We start from the raw sequence: 18,067 nt of genomic DNA, 5'->3' as shown, positions 1-18,067 counted from the left end.
ATTTTCACAATACTTTTTTGGAAATTTTTGTTTGAAAATAGGAAAAAACGATTGTGTTTTTGGACTATTGTATAAAAGTTTTGGAATCCATTGAAATTTTCGAAACAGTGTGCTATAACAAGATAAAATGCTTTTGTTTGCAAAAGACGCCTTAAGAAATATGTGTTGCATACGGAAAAAGAAGGAGTGACAGGAATATGAAATTTGTTGTTGCGGTTGACATGGAAGGAATCGCTTGCGCTTACGGTCCCTTCGGCGGGGGAGTGGAGGATTCCTTTAATATCGCTTCGGTGAGAAAACAGGCAACACGGGAAGCGGACGCTGCCGCCCGAGCCCTGTTTGCCTGCGGTGCGGAGGAAGTGATTGTCTGGGACAACCATGGAAGAGGCTGCAGTTTGGATTATGATCTGCTGGACGAGAGGTGTAAAATCGGAATAGGAGCCACCGTGGACACCCGTTACCCCATACTGGACAACAGTTTTGCCGGCGTTGTGCTGATCGGATACCATGCAAGGGCTTCCGCGGAGAACGCGGTTCTCGCCCATACTTATTCCAGTGTTGCCTATCAGTATATCAAGGTGAATGGGATGGAATTGGGCGAAATTGGTTTGGATGCCGCTGTGGCGGGAGCTTATGGGGTACCTGTTATTTTTGTTTCCAGCGATGACAAGGGAGTGGCGGAAGCAAAAAGCATTTTGCCCTGGATCGAAACGGTCGAGACCAAGCAGTCCTTCGCCTACACCCGGATTGTTTCCAAGCATCCCAAGACGGTGGTCAAGGAGATTTTTGCAGGGGTTCAGAACGCGGTCAAAAGGCTGGCTGAAATGAAATGCTTTGACATTCCCGGACCGGTTGATGTGGAGATCCGCTACCGAAGGATAGACGCAGCAAAGCATGCCAAAAGTATTGATATGGACGGAAATCCCTTTGCTTTCAAAGACGGGTATACCCGGACGGGAAAATTAAAAAAAGTGGAAGACATTCTGGTCAGACTGTAAAATTGGAGAGATAGAAAAAGCGCGTTTCCGGCGGCGGAAACGCGCTTTTAAAATATTTTATGAAAAATCCGCGAGGAAACGGATGCCATGCTATAGGCCGGGGGACTGCTTTTTCTCCAGTGCATCCAGCCTCTTTTTCAATTCATCGATTCCGGTCTGAAGAGCTTCCATTTGCTGCGACAGGCTTGTAAAATCGCTTTGGGAGACCGACTGGTTCTGCGGGCAGCTTTCATTGTCTATATTAAAGTTTTTGGTATTGAAAACCCTGCCGGGCCCCTGCTCAAAATATTGCTGCTGACCGTTGAAGGTGATTATAACCTGTCCGAGAAGCTGCAGCCAGTTACCGATTGTATTCTGAAGATTATACGGCAAGTCCAGGGAAGAGAGATTTCCTAAAATCTCCGCTAATATGACGAATTCTTCCGGATGCATTTTCTGAAAGCCTATAATAACCACCCCTTTTTTCCTGCGCATTAGGGAATTTGACAAGTGCAGGTCATGTTTGCGTTCTATGCTATCTTATGAGAGAAAAAAAGAAATATGAAAAAAGTTGTTGACAAAAAAGGCGGCTTGATGTATTATTGTATTAGATGGTTAATACAATAGTACAAAGGAGGCTTTGCAGGTGTGGAATTTTCACAACAATACCCCGATTTATCTGCAGATTGTGGATGAGATAAAAATGCAGATCATCTCGGGAAACTGGAAACCTGGGGAAAAGATTGCTTCTGTCCGCGAGATCGCGCAGGAAGCTGGCGTGAACCCCAACACAGTGCAGAGAGCGCTTTCGGAACTGGAGCGCCACGAGCTGCTTTTTGCACAGAGAACCAATGGAAGATTTGTGACGGAGGATGCAGAAATGATCAAAAATATCCGCAGGGAGGTGGCGACGCAGAAGATGAAGGAAACGCTGGAGGCACTGCTTCAGATGGGCTATACCCCGAAAGAACTGGAGGAGATTGTTTCGGTCTATCTGGAAGACCGGGAAAGCGCATAGGCATTCCTGCCCAAAGCACCTGCCATTTTCTGTGCCGGCAGGGGAGAATAGAGAAATAAAAGCCGGGGTACAGCGGCGGAATGGAGAAAAAGATGCAATCAATTGTGGAGTTTGATAATCTGACAAAAGAGTTTGGGAAAAAGAAGGCTTTGGATCAGATTTCCCTGCAGATACCAAAAGGGCGGATCATCGGTTTGCTGGGACCCAACGGAAGCGGCAAGACAACCATGATGAAGCTGATGAACGGTCTGATTCAGCCAAGTGAAGGGGAAGTTCGGATCGATGGAATAAAGCCGGGGACGGAGAGCAAAAAGATCGTCTCCTACCTGCCGGAAAAAACCTATTTGAATGAGTGGATGAAGGTGAGGGATATCATCTCCTTCTTCGGCGATTTCTATGCGGACTTCGACCATTATAAATGCCGGGAGCTGCTTAAGGATTTGAATATTGACATCAATGACAAGTTAAAGACAATGTCCAAGGGGACCAAGGAAAAGGTACAGCTGATATTGGTTATGTCCAGAAAAGCACAGCTTTACCTGCTGGACGAACCAATTGGCGGAGTCGACCCCGCGGCGAGAGATTACATTTTAAAGACGATCCTGAGCAATTATAACGAAGGAGCCTCCATCATTCTGTCCACGCACCTGATTGGGGATGTGGAGAAAATATTTGACGATGTCATTTTTCTTTCGTACGGAACCATTGCCTTAAACGGTTCCGTGGATGAAATAAGGGAAGAAAAGGGCAAATCGATCGATGAATTGTTCCGGGAGGTATTCAAATGTTAGGAAAGTTATTGAAATATGAATTAAAGGCGACCGCCAGAACCTTTTTACCGCTTTATGGGGCGATTATCATTTTGGCTTTGGTCAACAAAGCGTTTTTGTCTTTTGAATTTGAATATGGCATGCTGATTGGGTTTCTGACTTTATTCGGGTTGTTTATCGCATTGGTGGTAGTGACGCTCGTGCTGACGGTCACACGGTTTTATAAGAACCTGCTGTCCAGCGAGGGATACCTGATGTTTACCCTGCCGGTCAACGCGGATCAATTGATCTGGTCGAAGCTTTTGGTGACTCTCCTGTGGATGGCCGCAAGCTGTGCGATTGGAGTCGTGACCTTTGTCGTGCTGCTATGGCAGACATCTATCCCGTGGCAGGATGTTCTGAACGCCGTCAAGGAGGTATTCCAGGCAGCGGTGGAGGGAAACTATATGGGAGTGATTATTCAGTTTATGGTTGCGTTTCTTTTAAGTGCTTTGGGAAGTATTCTGATGATTTATGCTTCTCTTGCCATCGGGCAGCTTCCGCCGTTTTCCAACAACCGAGTTGCCGCTGCGGTAGTGGCGTTTATTCTGATCAATATTGCTGTCAATATTCTTGAACTTATCCTGGTTTTTGGCCTTGGGATGACGATAGATACCCCCGCCATAAACTCAAATCTGGGAATGAGAATTCTTACCGGCGCCAATATCTTAAGCTTCATCGAAGCGGTTGCTTTCTACTTCGCCACAAGGATTATATTGAAAAAACATTTGAATTTAGCTTGACATAATATTCTGCCTGTGGTATAATATATAAAATCATGCTTATGTTTTTAACGGAGATGGTATCATCTCCGTTTTTTGTGTGAGAAACAATAGGTTCAAATAGAAGAGGGGCTGCCGGCCGTAGAAAGAACGGCGGGAGGCAATGGTTGTGCTGTGCTTCCGATCCGGCCCCGGATAAGGAAATGAAAGAGGTTTAGAATGGAAAAAGTAAAATTTGAAGAACTGAATATCTCGGACGAAGTAAAAAAGGCTGTCCGGGAAATCGGTTTTACCGAGGCGACTGAGATTCAGTCGGCTACCATCCCGCTGATACTGGAAGGGGAGGATGTCATCGGGCATTCCCAGACCGGTTCCGGGAAGACAGCAGCCTTCGGAATTCCCGCGATTGAGTCGATTGACGCGGGAAACAAAAAGGACACGCAGGTTTTGGTCCTGTGTCCTACGAGAGAACTGGCAATGCAGTCTTGTGATGAGATAAGACGCTTCCTGAAATACAAAGAGGGAATCAAGGTGCTTGCCGTGTATGGCGGCGAGCCGATTGGCCATCAGATATCCGCTCTGAGAAAGGGCGCGCAGATTATTATCGGAACGCCTGGCAGGGTGATGGATCACCTGCGCAGGAAGACCATCAAAACACAGAATTTGAAGATGGTCGTGCTGGATGAAGCGGACGAGATGCTCAATATGGGATTCCGTGAAGATATCGAAACCATTTTGAAGGACGTTCCGGAAGAACGGCAGACCGTGCTGTTCTCCGCAACCATGCCGCCGGCTATTCTGGCGATCACCAAGCAGTATCAGAAAAATCCCAAGCTGATTAAGATTGCGAGAAAGCAGATGACGGTATCCACCATTGAACAGTTTTACTATGATGTGCCAAAGGATGCCAAGATAGAGGCGCTGACCCGTTTGCTCAGCGCTAATGACATCAAGCTTTCCATGGTGTTCTGCAACACCAAAAGCATGGTGGACGATCTCTCCGCGGAACTGAAACAGCGGGGCTACCGTGCAGAAGGACTGCACGGGGATATGAAACAGGCCTCCAGGACAAAGGTATTGGATTTGTTTAAAAGCGGGCAGATCGATATTCTGGTTGCCACCGATGTGGCGGCACGGGGAATTGATGTGGATAACATTGACGCGGTGTTCAACTTTGATCTTCCGCAGGATACGGAATACTATGTGCACCGGATTGGCCGTACGGGCAGAGCCGGAAAATCCGGCCGCGCTTACACCCTGATTACGGGGCGCAAGCAGTTTTACAGCATGCGGGATCTGATGCGAATGACCAAAGCGGATATTGTCAAGAAAGAGCTTCCCACCTATGAGGAGATGGAGCAGTATAATCTGCAGAAATTTATGGAGCGGGTTGTGGAAAAAGCAGAAAAGGAAATCCGGCCCGATTATTTTGAAGTGTATCAGCAGCTTTTGGATAAGGTGGGGGATTCCGCGAAGCTGGGGGCCGCCATGGTGCGCATGCTGATGAAAAAAGATAAAAAGCTGTCGGTGAAAAAGGTTATCAGCCTGGATCAGAAAAAGCCGCGGATGGACATGAGCCGCGGAACACAGACAAGACGGGTTAAGATGGGGGATATCATTATCAGTATCGGCAGAAAACAGCAGGTTGCACCCAACCATATTGTGGGGGCAATCACGCAAGCGACAGGGATTCCGGGTAATATGATAGGGCATATCACGATTTTGGATAACAACACGGTTGTGGAGGTCCCCAAGGAATACCGGGAAAATATCGTGAGCAGCCTGGACGGCTGTAAAATCAAAGGGATCCTAACCAAAACAGTCGTTTCCGATGTGAAGAGACCCCAGGAGAAAAGCGGTTACAGCAGCGGGCGGAGAGACGGGAAAAACCGTCCTCAGAAAAGAAGATATAAAGGATAAAACAAACAGGAGGCAAGGATATCCTTGCCTCCTGTTTGTTTTATTATAACTGCGGGAAAGATGGAACCCGCCTCTTAAGGCAGCGGGTTCCATATCCGCAATCAGCGGGAGTGCAATCTCCCGCTGATTGCGGCACTGCTATGCAGTGCCCTTGTCCTCGTTGAATAACGGGGCAAGCCCTTATTGAAAAAATTGTATATTCAAAAAATCAATTCGTGAGACAGACCTACCGTCTTTCGGAAAAAATTTATACCCGGACTTTATCCTCGCCAAGCACATGGGAAAAACCATGAATCAAATCCTCATTATATTCGATTTTCATTTTCCGTATAAACTTTCCGTCCTTATAGACGATGATGCAGTTATTTCCCGGAAAGGGGCTTACCGTCATATTGTCAATATGCTTTCTTTGGCTTTTCTTTTGGCACTTCTGTCCGGCACGGTAAATCAAAAGGATATTTTCTACCGGGATGTCGATCAGGGGCGTGTCGTGATAGCGGGAAATGGATTTGATGATCACAAACTGGCGGTCTATCAGGGTATAAGAAAAGGTCGTCAAAACATAACGGATGATGTAGTAAACCACAAATACCACATACACAAACACCGACAGCTGCTTCACGATGGGAAACGGAATGATATTGATTGTGTCCACCATAGCCACCAGGAAAATAAAAAGAAACAGCATAACCACAAAAGTCACCGCAAAATTATGCCGGTTCTTTACAATATATTTGATATACAAAAAAGCATCCCCTTTCGCTAATCACAACGATTATACTACAAACAATAGGAAACTGCAATCATCATTTTGGTATAAAATTCTGGAAAAAATACAGGGTTCTTTGTCGGATAATGCCTAGGAAGGATCCTTTCGGGATATTTTGTGTCGTTTTTATACAGAATCGGTGGGTTTGTGTCTAAATTGTATTATTCTAATCCCGCTTGTAAAATATAAAAATAATTGTGGAATGATGATAAAAATAAAAAAATGATTTGTAAAAATCTGAATATAGGAAAAGCGGAGAAACCATGATACAATAGAGTTACAAAAAGGAGGTAATTTGAAATGAGAGAGAATTGGAAGAAGTCCGTATCACTGGTCATTTGCCTTGCCATGCTGCTTTCAGCAGGATTCAGCGCGTTTGCGGCGGACTACAAAAGTACGGATCTCAATGGGATGTTTGTCTCGGAGGCAGTCGATTTGGGATATCCTATCACCAACACCCAGTTCATTAACTGCACGTTCGGGGTGGAGGACGGCAAAAACATGGTGTACAGCACAGTGACAGGAAAACCGGCTTCCTTTGTTGTCTATAATCTGGACGACCGGAAGGTGGAGCGGGAATTTCTGCTGGCAGGTGCGAAAAACTGCTGGTCCCATGGGACAGATTCCAAGGGAAACGTTTATATTGCGACCCAGTCGGCGGCCTCACTGTTTCGCTATGATCCGAAAACCAAAAAGCTGGAGCGGCTCGGCGGAATCAAAGCGCCGGACGGCACCGTTCAGACCGCATTGTATGACGTGAGCTTTGACGAGAAGGACAATGTCTATTTCGGTACCTATCCCAGTGCGCTGGTCATGAAATATGATGTGGCTTCCGGCAGTTTTGAGGTGTTTAATGATTCCGTGTTTGCCGGCGAGAAATATGTCCGCAACCAGGAGATTCACAATGGTTACATGTATTGTGGAAACAATGCGGATACCCCCCGTTTTGCCCGGATCGAAATGAAAACCGGGAAGGTGGAATATCTGCCCAATTTTGAACTGCCGAGCGGAGAATACTGCAAAGCGTTCAGCGGAGGTATCACATCGGCGGGAGACTATTTGTTCATCAATTTCACTTCCAGCGAAAAGCGCTCGATCACCGCAGTCTATAAAATCAGTGAGAACAAATGGCTGACCAATGAAGATCAGTTTGTGAAGAGCAACGGATTTTATGTTTCTCCCGAATTAAACGGAAAGATTTACACGCACAACCGTGCCGATAACAAGCTGTGGGCGTTTGATCTGAAAACCGAAAAATATGAGAAAACCGAAATACCGGGAAGTACAAACCGGAATTCCAAATGGATCGAATTCAACACACCGGATCTGCCGGGTAAAACGTTGTGTACCGTTCAGTCCAACGGAAATGTAACCTATATTAATATGGAGAAAGGTACCTATGAAGATGTGCCGTCCCATGCGGCGCCCCAGCCGATTGAAGTGCGCTCCATGGAGCCGGGGATGAAGGGCTCCAACACCATCGCCATCGGTGCTTATATGGGACCTGTTCTGACTTTCCTGGATGATACCACACACCAGAAGACCACCATCGCAAGCTCCCAGGTGGAAGGAATGGGACAGGTCGGAGATGATTTTATCGTCTGCACCTATCCCGGTGCGAATATCTGGAGCGTCAACTGTGAAAAGCCGTTTGAAACGCTGGAAAAAACACAGCTTACCACTCTTTCCACCGATAAGCAGGACCGGCCCTTTAAGGTCATTGAAGCGGGAGAGGTTGCAGCCATTTCCTCGGTGCCGGATTATGGTATTCTGGACGGTGCGCTGACCATCTACGATCCGGCTTCCAAAAAATTTGACGTTTATCAGGGATTGATCAAAGAACAGAGCATCATCGGTCTGGCTTATAAGGACGGGAAAATTTATGGTTCCACAGCAATCTGGGGCGGTCTGGGGATTGATCCCACTCAGACAAAGGCGAAGCTGTTCCGGTTTGATTTGGCAACGCGCAAGGTGGAAAAGGAAGTCACGCCTCAAATTAAAGGACTCAGTTCCGACGCGATGCACATCGGAGATTTGTCATTTTCTTCCGACGGCACACTGTGGGGCGCTTCCGGCGGCACCATCTTTAAAATTGACACAAACACCCTTGCTGTAACCGATGAAATCAAGCTCAAGGATTATGAGCACAAAGTGACAAGCCAGAGGTTTTCGCCCTATGCCATCGAATGGATCAACGACCATGTGATGGTGACCAACACGGGTGAAGTATTAAATATCGTTGACGTGAACACCAAGGAAGCAAAACGGCTGTATCCGGAAGGGATTGGATATATGACGGTCAGCGAAAACGGGAATATCTATTTCACTTCATCCAACCGGGTTACCCTGTATAAAATGGCCCTGCGGATGGACGGCAACGACAAGGCATACCTGAATGTGGATACAGGCTCCTCCCAACCAGGCAACGGGTATGAGAGGGTGCCTTACAAAAATTTTGGATTCCAGGATCCAGGTTTTATGAAGCTGAGTGACGGAACCAACGGGGACGCGAAAACGAAAGTCGTCACCTTCTCGGGCATTTCCAATGACGACAAAGCAACGGCAAAAGTTGCTTACGGTGTCAAGGGACAGAGCAAAGAGGCAAATTTCGATCAATTCCCGCAGAGCATTGCGCTGGAGGAGAAGGATGGCAAAAACGCGCTGAAGGTTCAGATGCCGCAGAAAGGGTTCCAGATCATTCTGCCGGTTCCTTCCGTAAAGTTCGACAGTACTTATACCAAAAAGGATACCTATCTGTTCAAAGCGAAAGTTTACAACACTCCGGCAGAACAGGCGGAGACAGCGGAGGATGTCAGTCTGGATCCCAAAAACCCAAAAGCATATGGTAAGATTGATATGGGAAGCTATGTCCGGTTCTTTGATAAAGACGGCAATAAGGTTGGTGAGGATACCGCGAGAAAATATATCAGCGGCGCAGATAAGTGGCAGGATCTGGAGATCGAAATTCCCTCGGATCTGATTCCAGACGAAGCGGTCAGCATGACGGCATATCTGTACGTTTCGAGCTCTAATGCCGTCTATGGTTTATATGTGGCGGAACCCGCCTTCTACAAAGCCGCCGAAACCAGCGGTGAAGCGGAGAAACCGGCAACCCTGAAGGAATCCGTGATTCTTTATCTGGACCATCCGAACGCCTATGTCAACCTGTTCCAGGTACCGGTGGACGCCAACAATGCGGAGGTGAAGCCTTATACGAAGGATGACAGAACCTTGGTTCCTGTCCGGTTTATCTCGGAATCCATCGGCGCGAAGGTTGGATGGGACGACGCAACCCAGACGGTTACGATTTCACAGGGGCGCAAGGAAATCAAAATCCGGATCAATGACACCGTGATGGAGGTGGGCAATGAGAAAGTGACGCTGGATGTGCCGGCCATCACAGAAAACGATAGAACCATGCTTCCCCTGCGCGCGGTGGTGGAAGCGCTGGACAAAGAGGTATTCTGGGATGATCGGGGTCTGATTGTCATCACCGATGGAAAGGTATTGGACGCAGACAAGGATAAAGCTGTCATAGACAAAATCGTTTCTTATTTTGAATAAGTTTTAAATAAGCTTGTACTGTCAATGTAAATAGATTAGGGAAAACGGAAAAAGAGCTGCCAAGGAACGGCAGCTCTTTTTCATTCTGAAAAATGTTTTAAAAAAACAATTTGTGCAAGATGCATATTTTTATAGCACAAAATTATATAATGTGTCCAAAGGTATTTTGGCGTTTACGGCGAAATTATATAGTATAAAAGAAAAAATCAATCGAAACGGAGCGTGAGCAATGAATTTACGGGAAAATCTTGAGGCGAGGGAATACAAGCTGCTCTCCCCCTATGCGGCCAAGGCGAAGGAGAGCAAAGGCAGGAAGTTCCCGCTGGATAAGGATCCGCTGCGGACGGAGTTTCAAAGGGATCGGGACAGAATCCTGCACGCGAAGTCTTTTCGCCGCTTGATGCATAAAACCCAGGTGTTCATTGCTCCCAGCAAGGATCATTACCGGACAAGGCTGACCCATACACTGGAAGTCGCCCAAATTGCCCGGACCATCGCCCGCGGCCTGATGCTCAACGAGGATTTGATTGAGGCGATCGCCTTGGGGCATGATCTGGGGCATACTCCCTTCGGCCATATCGGGGAAACGGTTTTGAATGAGATCACTCCCTGTGGTTTTAAACATTATGAGCAAAGTCTTCGGGTGGTCGAGCGCCTGGAAGACGGAGAAGGATTGAATTTAACCTATGAGGTGAGGGACGGCATTGTCAACCATTCCGGCTCCAACCAGGCTTCTACTCTGGAGGGAAGAATCGTGAAATTCGCTGACCGGATTGCTTATATCAATCATGATATCGATGACGCAATCCGTGCGGGGATGATTGCAAGGACCGATCTTCCGGAGGAGTTTATCGCTGTTTTAGGGGATACGCATAAATGGCGGATCAACAATATGGTGATGGATGTGATTGGAAATTCTTATGGCAGGCAGGACATCCAGATGAGCGGGGAGATTTACCAGGCAATGATGGGGCTCCGAAATTTTATGTTTGAGCGGGTTTACCGTGCTCCGCTGCTGGTCGAGCTGGAATTTCGCGCGAGACATGTTGTTTCGGATTTATATGAATATTTTGTAAGGAATAAGGAGAAAATGCCAATAGAGTATATCGGGATGCTGGAGACGGAGCCGGTGGAGCGCATCGTCTGTGACTATATCGCTGGAATGACAGACCGCTATGCACTGCAGATCTATCAGGAAATTTTTATTCCGCAGTCGATGTGCTGAAAAGAATATGTGCAGAATATACAAATAAGAGCCGAAAAACGGCCGGTTATTTCTATCAATATGTAGATCATCTGTTCGCAGACGGGAAAATTAAAGGGTTTTTGCGGAATTTGTCGAATATTATATATATGTGTTTTTCAGAATGAAAAAAGTAGGAGTATATTATGCCAGTCATTTTTGACGAAAGCTTTTTGCAGGAAGTGCGGGATCGCAATGATCTCGTTGAGGTTGCGGGGGCTTATGTGGATTTGAAGCGCAGCGGAAACCGGTATGTGGGGCTGTGTCCGTTCCATCACGAAAAAACACCGTCGTTTCATGTAACAAAGGAGAACCAGCTGTATTACTGCTTTGGGTGCCATGAAGGCGGAAATGTGATCACGTTTATTGAGAAGATGGAGCATCTGGACTTTGTTGAGACGGTCAAATTTTTGGCGGAGCGGGCGAATATCCCTCTGCCGGAGGAAAATGAGGCTGTCCCGCAGGAGATTGCGCTGAAGCGAAAAATCTATGACATGAATAAGGAAGCCGCCCGGTTTTTTTATGCGAATTTAAATTCGAAAGATGGACAGGCCGCCCTCTCCTATCTGCGGGATCGGGGGCTTGCCGACAAAACCATCATTACCTATGGGCTTGGCTATGCCAAAAAAGGGAATGATACCTTAATCCGTTATTTGAAGGCCAAGGGCTATCGGGAAGAGGAGATGCAGAGTGCCGGATTGATCGCGAAGGGAAAATACGGTTATTATGATTTCTTCCGGGACAGGGTTATCTTTCCGGTTATTGACTTGAGAGGCAATATCATCGCGTTCGGCGGCCGGGTGATGGGGGATGCCATGCCAAAATACCTGAACACAGGGGAGACATTGGTATTCAAGAAACATCTGAATCTTTTTTCCTTAAATATTGCCAAAAGCAAAAACAAAAACTATTTGATACTGGCGGAGGGCTATATGGATGTCATCAGCCTCTACCAGTATGGATTCACCAATGCGGTTGCTTCGTTGGGAACGGCTTTCTGTGAGGATCACGCCAAGCTTTTGAAAAAATATACCGACACGGTTCTTTTGTGCTATGACAGCGATAATGCCGGTCAGGAAGCGCTGAAAAAAGCTGGTGATATCCTGCTGCGGGAAGGGCTTAAAGTAAAAGTTCCCATCCTGTCCGGCGGGAAGGATCCGGATGAAATTCTCAAAAAATACGGCGAGGAATATTTTCAGAATATTTTGTCGGGCGCGAAACCGTATATTGAACATATGCTGGAGAAGGAAAAGCAGGAGGTAAACACCTATTCCATTGAGGGCAAGGTGGCTTATGCGAAACGTGCCGTCGCTCAGCTGATGAAGGTCAACGATCCGCTGGAGAAGGAGCTCTACATCAAAAAGCTTGCTTCGGAGCTCAATTTGGGCGAGGATGTGATCCGATCTGACTTGAAAAAGAAGACCAGCGCGAAGGTTACCGGAATCCGGAAAAAAGAAGAACAAAAACAATATCAGAAATTAAAAAATATGACGGAAGAGGAGCGCATGAAGAGAAATCTGGAAAATGCGCAGGGGGAAATCTTATATATTTTGCTGAACCGTCCTGACCTGGCAAAGCGGACAAGGATAGAGGAATCTGTCTTTGTCAATCCGGTTTATCAAAAATTGTACCGCATTTTAAAAGATGTACAGAATCCGGTTACTGACGCAAACAGCGCCATATCCATGCTGGAGCCCCAGGAGCAGGGAACCGCGGCCAGGCTGATGCTAAAGGAGGTAAAGTATGACGATGATCTGCTTGCCCTCCGCCAGCTGACTGCAAATATGGAGGGGATTCTCGACAAGATGAAAATGCTGGAATCCAAGGATCTTGCGGATCTGGACGAATTGCTGAAAAAATATAGAAATAATATAGTAGACGAATAAAAAACCTTTTCGGATGCAATCGCTTGGTTTTTTGTTTGAAAGGAGTATTTAGATGTCAAAGACAGTGAGCAAGAAAACAGCCATCAAAGAGCTGCTGGAGCTTGCCAAGAAAAAGGGTAAAATCACGCTGGAGGAACTCAACGATAAGCTGAATGACATTGACATCGGCGTGGATGATATTGAAAAAATATATGAGCGTCTGGAAAAAATGGGTGTCGAGATCACAGGCGAGGACTCTTCACGGGAGGAGGAAGTTGAATTTGAAGCGGAGGATATGGAGGAGATCATCTCGTCGGAGGGCGTAGGGATCGACGATCATGTCCGTATGTACCTGAAGGATATCGGGAAAGTACCCCTTTTGAGCCTTTCCGAAGAGATTGAATGCGCAAAGAAAATGGCTGAGGGCGATGAGTATGCAAAACAGAAGCTCTCGGAAGCGAATTTGAGGCTGGTTGTCTCCATCGCAAAACGTTATGTAGGAAGGGGAATGCTCTTCCTGGATTTGATCCAGGAGGGAAATCTGGGGCTTATGAAAGCCGTGGAAAAGTTTGATTACACAAAAGGATATAAATTTTCCACCTACGCAACCTGGTGGATCCGCCAGGCGATCACCAGAGCCATCGCGGATCAGGCAAGAACCATCCGTATTCCGGTGCATATGGTGGAAACCATCAATAAACTGCATCGGGTATCCCGTCAGCTGTTGCAGGAGCTTGGAAGGGAGCCAACCCCGGAGGAACTGGCCAAAGAGCTCAACATGAGCATTGACAAAGTCCGGGAGATTCAGAAAATTTCACAGGATCCGGTTTCTCTGGAAACGCCCATCGGCGAGGAGGAGGACAGCCATCTGGGCGATTTTATCAAAGATACCGACGCACCGGCGCCGGAGGAAGCGGCCTCCTCGACCCTGCTGAGCGAACAGTTAAAGGACGTGCTGGAAACCCTGACGCCGAGAGAGGCCAGAGTGCTGAAACTGCGCTTCGGGCTGGATGACGGCAGAATGCGGACACTGGAAGAAGTGGGAAAAGAGTTTAACGTCACAAGGGAGCGTATCCGGCAGATTGAGGCGAAAGCACTGCGCAAACTGCGCCATCCCAGCCGCAGCAAAAAGCTTAAGGATTATTTGGATTAGGAGGCGTTCTGTTGGAAAATATCACGCATTGGATTTTTGTCGTGTTGGGTTTTGTGGCAGGATACATGAGTGCTGTACCCGTTCTGAATGCAATATTTTTTGGGATTCCGTTTACAAATAAGTTATATAAACGAGGAGTTGTCACCGAAAAGAAGGCCATTTTAAAGAGATATGCGTTTCATATCTCTGTATGGGGCTTGTTTCTGCTTGCCGCCATTGTTCTTTTGTATTTTCTGCTTTCGCAGCAGACCTATTTTATGTTTTTGTTCGGTCTTGGGCTTTCTGTCCTGTTCAGTCTGACGCGCCTTGGAATGAATGATTTTAATATCAAATCGTTTGTCAATACCAACCGGCGCTACATAAGCGCGAAAAAAAACGGAGAATACCGGGATGGGCTAAGCTATACCATTGCACAATATTTAAAAGGAAAATAAACGCACCGGATGAGGAGAGGATTTCCCGTAAGCCGTTTACGGCGGTATGTTTTTAACGGGACAGTGAGCCATACGAAGCGCATTGCAAAAACATTTTTTTGACAGGGCTGCACCATTTTGATGCAGTCTTTTTTACAGCATGGACAGCTACGTGGATTTGCGCGCGGTTGCTTGCTTCAAAAAACAGTGCGCCAAGCGGACTTGCCGTTTTCCGGAGCGGAAAACGCTTTACAGGAGGAGCATATGAACAACCGATTTGATCTGACAGGAAAAACCGCATTGATTACCGGAGCCACAAGGGGGCTCGGACAGGGAATGGCGAAGGCTTTGGCGGAAGCAGGGGCTGATATTGCCGGAGTGGGAACCTCCGACTTATCCGAGACAAAGGAGATTGTGGAGGGCCTAGGAAGAAGTTTTCTCCCCATTCAGCTGGATGTAGGCGAGGAGGAGAACCGGGAACAGATCATAGACAGAACGCTTGGACGTTACGGAACATTTGATATTCTGATTAATAATGCAGGGATTATACGGAGAAGTCCCGCACTGGAATTTACACATAAGGATTGGGACGATGTGATGAACATCAATCTGAAAGCCGCCTTTTTTCTGTCCCAAAAGGCGGCAAAACAGTTTGTTAAAAAAGGAATTTCAGGAAAGATTATCAATACAGCGTCCATGCTGTCCTATCAGGGAGGGATCCATGTCTCTTCCTACACCGCGGCCAAAAGCGGAATTATGGGCATCACAAAGCTTTTGGCCAACGAGTGGGCAAAATACGGCATCAATGTGAATGCGATTGCACCGGGATATATGGCCACGGAAATGACACAGGCAATCCAGGAGGATCCGAAGCGCAGCGGCGAGATACTGTCGAGGATACCCCAGGGAAGGTGGGGAACCCCGGAGGATGTGGGAGGCGCAGCGGTTTTCCTGGCGTCCTCCGCGGCGGATTATATCAATGGCTTTACCATTGCGGTTGACGGCGGCTTTCTGGCGAGATAGCTTTTCAGCGGAAATATTCCAGGCTTTTCAGAAATCCGTTTTTTAGGTTTGGCGCGCACACGTCCGCCGCCGCAATCCGGCCGTGATACACAAACAGGTTTACATAGACCGGCATGACATAGGATTCCGGATGGTTGGTCATCTCATAGGTGTACTTTGTGAGGGTTTTTCCTCTGTAATCATAGAGGGAGAGCCCCATTTCATTCTGCAGCATTTCATAATCCTTATAACTTTCGTCAAACTCCTCGGGAATGTCAGCCTTTTCAACCGCCGGGGGATTGGGAGAGAGCGCAATGCCATAGCTTTCAATAAATGCTCTGCGTGCGCAGTCCGAATCTTCTATGGCAAACGGATCCACGGTTTGATCCGTTGCAGAAAAGGTGCCGCTCAGGCAGAAGAACAGAATCAGAACGAGAGCTCCGACCCCGCAGACAGATGCAATTAATTTATTTTTCGTGATATTCAGGATAAACATAAAACCCCTCTCTTTCTTACAAAATCTAAGGGAACCGTCTCTATCAATATATGAATAAATTATGAATTCATAACAAATTAATAGGGTTAGGGGTTGATTTTTTTGATGGATTGTAGTAGAATAGCGTTTGTGAAATCATTTTGTAACATTTCAGTAACAGAAGAGTAACAATGTATCATTTCTGAAAAATATGATACAATAAGGAAAAAGGTAGGTGATTCTTTGCTGTTCAAAAAGAACGCAGATGAAAGCAAAGACAATACGAAACATAATATAGAAAACATTTTTAAGGCAATCAGGGAATCAGCCGCAGTGGATGGCCTTAAAAATGTGTTTGAAAAAGGAAAAACAAAAGTGCTTGCTCTCATCGCTCACGAAAAGGTTGCGGACAAGGCGAAAAAAGTAAAAGCCGGTACCATGTACGCGGTATCCTCCGGGATGATTGTTTTTTTTGTGGTCTGCGGAATTCTCGGAAGCAATTTGACCATCGGCTACCGTGTTGTGGCGGACGGCGAGGTTGTGGGGGTTGTATCCCAGAAGGAAGATGCACAGCTGGCTTGTGAAAAGGCAGTGGAGACGCTGAAGGTCATCAAGGGAACCGAAGAGCCGATCAGCGAAGTGAAAGTGGAACTGACCCTTGCGAACCAGGATATGGTTCAGGATGAAAAAGAGGTTGAGACAACCTTGGTGGCGGCATTTGACGACCGGCTGGACGGATACGGAATTTATGTTGACGGAAGTCTGGTTGTGGCATTGTCCACGGAGGCTCAGGCAAAGGAAGCACTGGAGCTTTACAAATTAGAATTTGTCAATGAGAACACGGAAAAAGATACCGTTGCATTCAATAAAAATGTTGAGGTGAAAAGCGTCAAGGTGAAAGCTGATTTTATGAAGAATCAGGAAGATGCCTTAGCCGCTTTAAAAGCACCGAAAGACGAAGTAATCAAGCATGTCATTGCGGAGGGGGATACGTTCTATTCCCTAGCAGAAAAGTACAATACCACAATGGAAAAGCTGATGGCATACAATCCGGATGTAAAGCCGGAACTGTTGCAGAATGGTCAGGAAATTTTTGTGACCGAGACAACGCCTCTTCTGCAGGTGCAGACAAAGGAACGGCTCAAAGCAACCGAACCTTTTGATTATGAAACAGAAAAAGTGGATGACCCGGACGCTTATGTGGGCGTGTCTGTTGTGACAACGGAAGGCGTACCTGGTGAAAAAGAAGTGGAATACGAAATCATAAAGGAAAACGGCATTGAGGTAAGCAAAATTGCAATTGCGGAGACCGTTGTAAAAGAGCCGGTTACTGCAGTTGTAAGAGTGGGTACCAAAGAGAGACCTTCCACGGCTTCCACAGGAACATTTGCAACACCCTATAACGGAATCGTGACATCCCGGTTCGGATCCAGATGGGGTTCTACACACACCGGAATTGACTTGGCAGGAGCAACTGGTTCACCCGTTGTCGCCGCTGACGGAGGTACGGTTATCTCCGCTGGATGGGCCGGAGGATACGGCAAGCTGATCAAAATCAGACATGACAATGGTTATGAAACCTATTATGCACATTTGAGTTCTATCAATGTTTCCGTCGGGCAGAAGGTTGCAAAGCGGGAATTTATCGGAAGAGTTGGCAATACCGGCAATTCCACAGGACCGCATCTGCACTTTGAGATCCGTAAAAACGGAACGCCGCTGAACCCGGCAAACTATATGAATTAAAATAAAACCTATCGAAAATATATTTTCGATAGGTCAGCCTGTCGAAAAAGTCCAGTATACACTGGGCTTTTTTGCGTATGTGTGGTAAAATAAAGATAAGAAAGACTGGGGAGGGACGGCGTGTGCTAGCAAAAGAGCAGGAATTGCGCAGAAATGTAGTAGAAATCCTATGTTTGGAGGAGCTGGTTCCGTCGGAGCATCTGCTGCGGCAGATTGACAGCGCGGTGGATTTTACGCATCTGTACGACTTGGTGGATGCGCTTTACAGCCGCGACAACGGCCGTCCCAGCATTGACCCGGTGGTATTGTTCAAAATTGTGTTCATCCAGCACCTGTACGGCATCCCCTCGCTGCGCCGTACCATGCAGGAGATTGGCATGAACATCGCATA

General features: G+C 46.9%; 16 protein-coding genes. 13 read left to right on the top strand and 3 right to left on the bottom strand.

The window, feature by feature from the left end; genetic code table 11:
- Nucleotides 1-197 precede the first annotated feature (197 nt).
- Nucleotides 198-998, top strand: coding sequence for a M55 family metallopeptidase (locus tag KQI32_RS01820; protein WP_216423701.1), 801 nt, complete (start codon nucleotides 198-200; stop codon nucleotides 996-998).
- Between the two features lie 90 nt (nucleotides 999-1,088).
- Here the strand turns inward: KQI32_RS01820 and KQI32_RS01815 are convergent, their stop codons facing one another.
- A complete protein-coding gene (locus tag KQI32_RS01815) occupies nucleotides 1,089-1,454 on the bottom strand; it encodes a hypothetical protein (RefSeq protein WP_216423700.1) in 366 nt (121 codons plus the stop codon).
- A 169-nt stretch (nucleotides 1,455-1,623) separates the two neighbouring features.
- Here KQI32_RS01815 and KQI32_RS01810 point away from each other — a divergent pair, with 169 nt between their 5' ends.
- From KQI32_RS01810 to KQI32_RS01795, 4 genes are all read left to right on the top strand, one after another.
- Nucleotides 1,624-1,995 (top strand): GntR family transcriptional regulator, encoded by a 372-nt coding sequence (locus KQI32_RS01810; protein ID WP_308167026.1) that lies wholly within the window; start codon nucleotides 1,624-1,626, stop codon nucleotides 1,993-1,995.
- Between the two features lie 92 nt (nucleotides 1,996-2,087).
- Nucleotides 2,088-2,786 (top strand): ABC transporter ATP-binding protein, encoded by a 699-nt coding sequence (locus tag KQI32_RS01805; RefSeq protein ID WP_253290980.1) that lies wholly within the window; start codon nucleotides 2,088-2,090, stop codon nucleotides 2,784-2,786.
- Nucleotides 2,780-3,547, top strand: a complete 768-nt coding sequence (locus tag KQI32_RS01800) for an ABC transporter permease (protein WP_216423698.1) — start codon at nucleotides 2,780-2,782, stop codon at nucleotides 3,545-3,547. Before KQI32_RS01805 ends, KQI32_RS01800 begins: the two co-directional genes overlap by 7 nt.
- A 198-nt stretch (nucleotides 3,548-3,745) precedes the next feature.
- Nucleotides 3,746-5,446: a DEAD/DEAH box helicase gene (locus KQI32_RS01795; RefSeq protein WP_177691683.1), complete on the top strand. Its 1,701-nt coding sequence runs from the start codon at nucleotides 3,746-3,748 to the stop codon at nucleotides 5,444-5,446.
- Between the two features lie 247 nt (nucleotides 5,447-5,693).
- Here KQI32_RS01795 and KQI32_RS01790 read toward each other — a convergent pair whose 3' ends face one another.
- The gene (locus tag KQI32_RS01790) at nucleotides 5,694-6,191 is read right to left on the bottom strand and encodes a hypothetical protein (RefSeq protein WP_216423697.1); all 498 of its coding nucleotides are present in this window, start codon (nucleotides 6,189-6,191) and stop codon (nucleotides 5,694-5,696) included.
- Nucleotides 6,192-6,515: 324 nt separating this feature from the next.
- On the opposite strand from KQI32_RS01790, the gene KQI32_RS01785 reads away from it, so the two are divergent.
- From KQI32_RS01785 to kduD, 6 genes are all read left to right on the top strand, one after another.
- The gene (locus KQI32_RS01785; protein WP_216423696.1) at nucleotides 6,516-9,779 is read left to right on the top strand and encodes a copper amine oxidase N-terminal domain-containing protein; all 3,264 of its coding nucleotides are present in this window, start codon (nucleotides 6,516-6,518) and stop codon (nucleotides 9,777-9,779) included.
- A gap of 229 nt (nucleotides 9,780-10,008) precedes the next feature.
- A complete protein-coding gene (locus KQI32_RS01780; protein WP_216423695.1) occupies nucleotides 10,009-11,004 on the top strand; it encodes a deoxyguanosinetriphosphate triphosphohydrolase in 996 nt (331 codons plus the stop codon).
- 164 nt (nucleotides 11,005-11,168) lie between these two features.
- Nucleotides 11,169-12,908, top strand: a complete 1,740-nt coding sequence (gene dnaG / locus KQI32_RS01775) for a DNA primase (RefSeq protein ID WP_216423694.1) — start codon at nucleotides 11,169-11,171, stop codon at nucleotides 12,906-12,908.
- A gap of 52 nt (nucleotides 12,909-12,960) precedes the next feature.
- Complete coding sequence (rpoD, locus tag KQI32_RS01770) at nucleotides 12,961-14,040, top strand: RNA polymerase sigma factor RpoD (protein ID WP_177691015.1); 1,080 nt, start codon at nucleotides 12,961-12,963, stop codon at nucleotides 14,038-14,040.
- A gap of 11 nt (nucleotides 14,041-14,051) precedes the next feature.
- Nucleotides 14,052-14,474 carry a hypothetical protein gene (locus KQI32_RS01765; RefSeq protein ID WP_177691017.1) on the top strand — a complete coding sequence of 141 codons (423 nt, stop codon included), beginning with the start codon at nucleotides 14,052-14,054 and terminating at the stop codon, nucleotides 14,472-14,474.
- A 243-nt stretch (nucleotides 14,475-14,717) separates the two neighbouring features.
- On the top strand, nucleotides 14,718-15,476 hold the full coding sequence (gene kduD / locus KQI32_RS01760; RefSeq protein WP_177691018.1) for a 2-dehydro-3-deoxy-D-gluconate 5-dehydrogenase KduD: 759 nt from the start codon (nucleotides 14,718-14,720) through the stop codon (nucleotides 15,474-15,476).
- 4 nt (nucleotides 15,477-15,480) lie between these two features.
- Here kduD and KQI32_RS01755 read toward each other — a convergent pair whose 3' ends face one another.
- A complete protein-coding gene (locus tag KQI32_RS01755) occupies nucleotides 15,481-15,951 on the bottom strand; it encodes a DUF4830 domain-containing protein (RefSeq protein WP_177691020.1) in 471 nt (156 codons plus the stop codon).
- Nucleotides 15,952-16,173: 222 nt separating this feature from the next.
- Between KQI32_RS01755 and KQI32_RS01750 the strand changes: the two genes are divergently transcribed.
- Both KQI32_RS01750 and KQI32_RS01745 read left to right on the top strand, forming a co-directional pair.
- Complete coding sequence (locus KQI32_RS01750; RefSeq protein WP_177691021.1) at nucleotides 16,174-17,676, top strand: M23 family metallopeptidase; 1,503 nt, start codon at nucleotides 16,174-16,176, stop codon at nucleotides 17,674-17,676.
- 122 nt (nucleotides 17,677-17,798) lie between these two features.
- A partial coding sequence (locus KQI32_RS01745) for a transposase (protein WP_216423449.1) occupies nucleotides 17,799-18,067 on the top strand: 269 nt, incomplete at its 3' end.

Origin of the sequence: Acetivibrio sp. MSJd-27, assembly GCF_018918095.1 — a bacterium.
Lineage (GTDB): Bacteria > Bacillota > Clostridia > UMGS1840 > HGM11507 > HGM11507.
This window is presented reverse-complemented; position numbering and strand designations above follow the sequence as displayed.